Below are 2,669 nucleotides of genomic sequence, written 5' to 3'. Positions count from 1 at the left end.
TTGCAGCCATTCGCAAATGGCTCCCCAACTTTGTCAACGCTGCCTAGCTCAAATCCACCCTTAATCCAGCCTGCTATTGCGCCTGGAAATGGGCGTGGCGGAAAACACATAAATCTCAGGCAGTCGTCGCGCATTTCCGCTGCAACTCATAATGCACGGAATTGCGCGGTCGGGTTTCCCCTTGGATTGTCCGAAAAACACTGTCGGATTGAGATAGAGTCCGACAAACTTGCGGGCAGGGTTTTCCGTCAGGGCGTCGGCGCTGATATGGCATTTATGGAAGGTCCGTTTCTAAGACGGTCTTCAGGATCGCCTCCGAACGCCGCTGTCCATAGCCATGGCCGTAAGCGCTGGATGTGATGGCAACCACCATTTTGCGGCTTGGAATAACGTATATCTTGTTACCGCCGTTGCCCGACGCGAATGAGACCGGTACCGGCTTGCCGTTGATCTGCTGGACCTTTGAGTACCAGAAATAGCCATAACCCTCGGCATAAGGATCGCTATCGGAGATGCCGACCCGTGGAACAAGGGCGTCTCGTATCCAACCTGCACTGATAATTCGGCGTCCGCGATACAGACCCTCCCCACGTACCATCTCGCCAATTCCCGCGAAATCGCGGAGTGTGAGAGACAGGTTTCCTTGGCCTTTGGTGTAGCCAGCGGCATCCGACGCCCACTGCCAGCGACGGATACCCAACGGCTCGAACAGCGAAATCCGCGCAATATTTGCCATTGACCGCCCAGTCGCTTTCGCAACGACGACGCTGGCAGCGTAAGCTGTGATCGAATTGTAGCGATATCTTAATCCCGGCAAGTCGGCGCGTGGGACCGATAGCAGGAATGCCAGCGGATCAGGTGCCGCATCAAGCTTGTCCTCGTTGCCTGCAGATGTGGGATCCTCGTCGAACGCGGCCAACCCGGATCGCATCGTCAGAATATCCCTGATGGCAACATCGCCAATCGCGCTCCCCTTGGATTCGGGCCAGTAGGTGGAAACCGTGTCGTCCACCCCATGTATTTTACCCCGGTCGATCGCTATTCCGACGAGCAGCGCGGTGACGCTTTTTCCGGCAGAGCGGACATCATGCAAAGTGCTCGCCGTTTCACCATTGTAATAGCGTTCTGCAACCACACGACCATCGCGAAGCACGACAACGCCACGCAGATCGGGATGTTCATCATGCTCAAAGCCTGCAAGAGCCTGATTAAGAGCAGGGTCGATATCCGGCGCAGGGGCCGCAGAACACAAGGTTATAGCGCCGAGCGCGATTACGATAGCTTTGAATGATGCCACTGACAGGGTTCCTAATGGGATGAACCCGATTCTTGCCGCATGTCGGTGTCCGCGTCTTGTATCCGCGCAACATACCGGGATTTACGCCACTGCGCAGGAGTGGTGCCGAGACGGGACCGGAAGGTTCGTGTCAGATGGGCCTGATCGACAAATCCCGCCGATTGCGCGATGTCGGCAAGCGAGGCGACGCCCTTTCCCAGCATTGCTGCTGCTCGTTCCAGTCGATGGCCACGCAGGTATTCGCCGGGCGAGCACTCGAGAAAGCGTCGGAACATTCTGGCAAGATGGACCGGATGAACCCCCAACATCCGACGCGACTTTGGTAACGGAGATATCAGGATCGTCGCTGGTAAAGATTATCTCGACGGCGCGGTTCAGCCAGCTTGGAGATGTGTTGCCTTTCGCGCCTCCAGGACGAAATGCGCTTCATCGTGGCTATGTCGCCGAACTTCCTCTTCAGGGGCGTTCGCGTTCAGCAGATCGAAGCTGAATCCTCCGGCCTGCCGACCCTCCGGGCCGCTGCCCCAGAAATCCATCTTTACCCGTCTGAGAACCATATGACGTGTTTGCCAAAACCTCGGTTATTGCGCCTTCCGACGCGATCAGTGCCGACAACCAATCCCTTCTCATTTCTACGAGGGCGACGGATCTCGGGAAGCCGCCCGCATTCCCAATTCTTGATCCCGTTGGGATAGGAGCGGCATTGACCGGAAAACAGGTGGTTTGCGCCATGGCAGGTTTCGGCTGTATACCTGCCTATCGAGATATTGTCGGGGAATGGCGGCAAAGTCCCACGACGTTCCGGCGGCAGTCGATTGACATACGACGCCCGACTCGGTGCTTGGAATGTCAGCTCCTGTCGGACCCGGCCATCAGCAAGTTTGACAGCTGCCGGGCAGCGAAACCCCCGCCCCATGTATCGCCCCCATCAGGGACAAAGTCGGGTGGCGGGTTCAATGACAGTTTCGGGCCGCCGGGCATGGCTCCGCCCAAAGGTGATGAAACTTGCGACCGCGAGTAACAGCGAACTTATGCCACCATAAAGCATGACCCGGCCGAAACCCTCTGTGAGCGCCTGATGCAGGATCACGGAAGGGAGACGCTGCATTGGCGCGCCTGTCGTTCCTGCCGCGACCGTTTCTGCGAGCAGGCGCAGGCTGGCGGCGTCGATTCCCATCGGCAGGTTTGCAACCAGGGACGACTGGACGCCCTCGACCAAAATGAACCCCATGATCGGGATGTTGATGGCCAGTGAGATCATCCGCGCGCTCATGTCGATGCCCGATGCCATGCCAGAACGCGTGGCGGGGACGGCGCCGGTCGTCGTGTTCGTGACCGGCGTGTTGGTCAGACCAAGGCCCACGCCTGCCAT

At 58.0% G+C, this 2,669-nt stretch carries 3 protein-coding genes and 1 pseudogene; all 4 read right to left on the bottom strand.

The features are described from left to right. Positions 1–274 precede the first annotated feature (274 nt). Positions 275–1,297 (bottom strand): serine hydrolase, encoded by a 1,023-nt coding sequence (locus RT424_RS23840; RefSeq protein WP_313443294.1) that lies wholly within the window; start codon positions 1,295–1,297, stop codon positions 275–277. A gap of 11 nt (positions 1,298–1,308) precedes the next feature. Continuing rightward, the gene (locus RT424_RS24600) at positions 1,309–1,572 is read right to left on the bottom strand and encodes a helix-turn-helix transcriptional regulator (protein ID WP_409521584.1); all 264 of its coding nucleotides are present in this window, start codon (positions 1,570–1,572) and stop codon (positions 1,309–1,311) included. A gap of 99 nt (positions 1,573–1,671) precedes the next feature. Then, a complete protein-coding gene (locus RT424_RS23830) occupies positions 1,672–1,833 on the bottom strand; it encodes a hypothetical protein (protein ID WP_313443290.1) in 162 nt (53 codons plus the stop codon). A 392-nt stretch (positions 1,834–2,225) separates the two neighbouring features. After that, a pseudogene (locus RT424_RS23825) lies at positions 2,226–2,669 on the bottom strand (hypothetical protein); the annotation flags it as partial.

The organism is Novosphingobium sp. (assembly GCF_032093395.1).
GTDB lineage: Bacteria > Pseudomonadota > Alphaproteobacteria > Sphingomonadales > Sphingomonadaceae > Novosphingobium.
This window is presented reverse-complemented; position numbering and strand designations above follow the sequence as displayed.

Excerpts from the sequence above, each read along its gene's own strand:
- RT424_RS23830 (WP_313443290.1), bottom strand. The coding sequence starts at position 1,833 with ATGGATTTCTGGGGCAGCGGCCCGGAGGGTCGGCAGGCCGGAGGATTC.
- RT424_RS24600 (WP_409521584.1), bottom strand. The coding sequence starts at position 1,572 with ATGTTCCGACGCTTTCTCGAGTGCTCGCCCGGCGAATACCTGCGTGGC.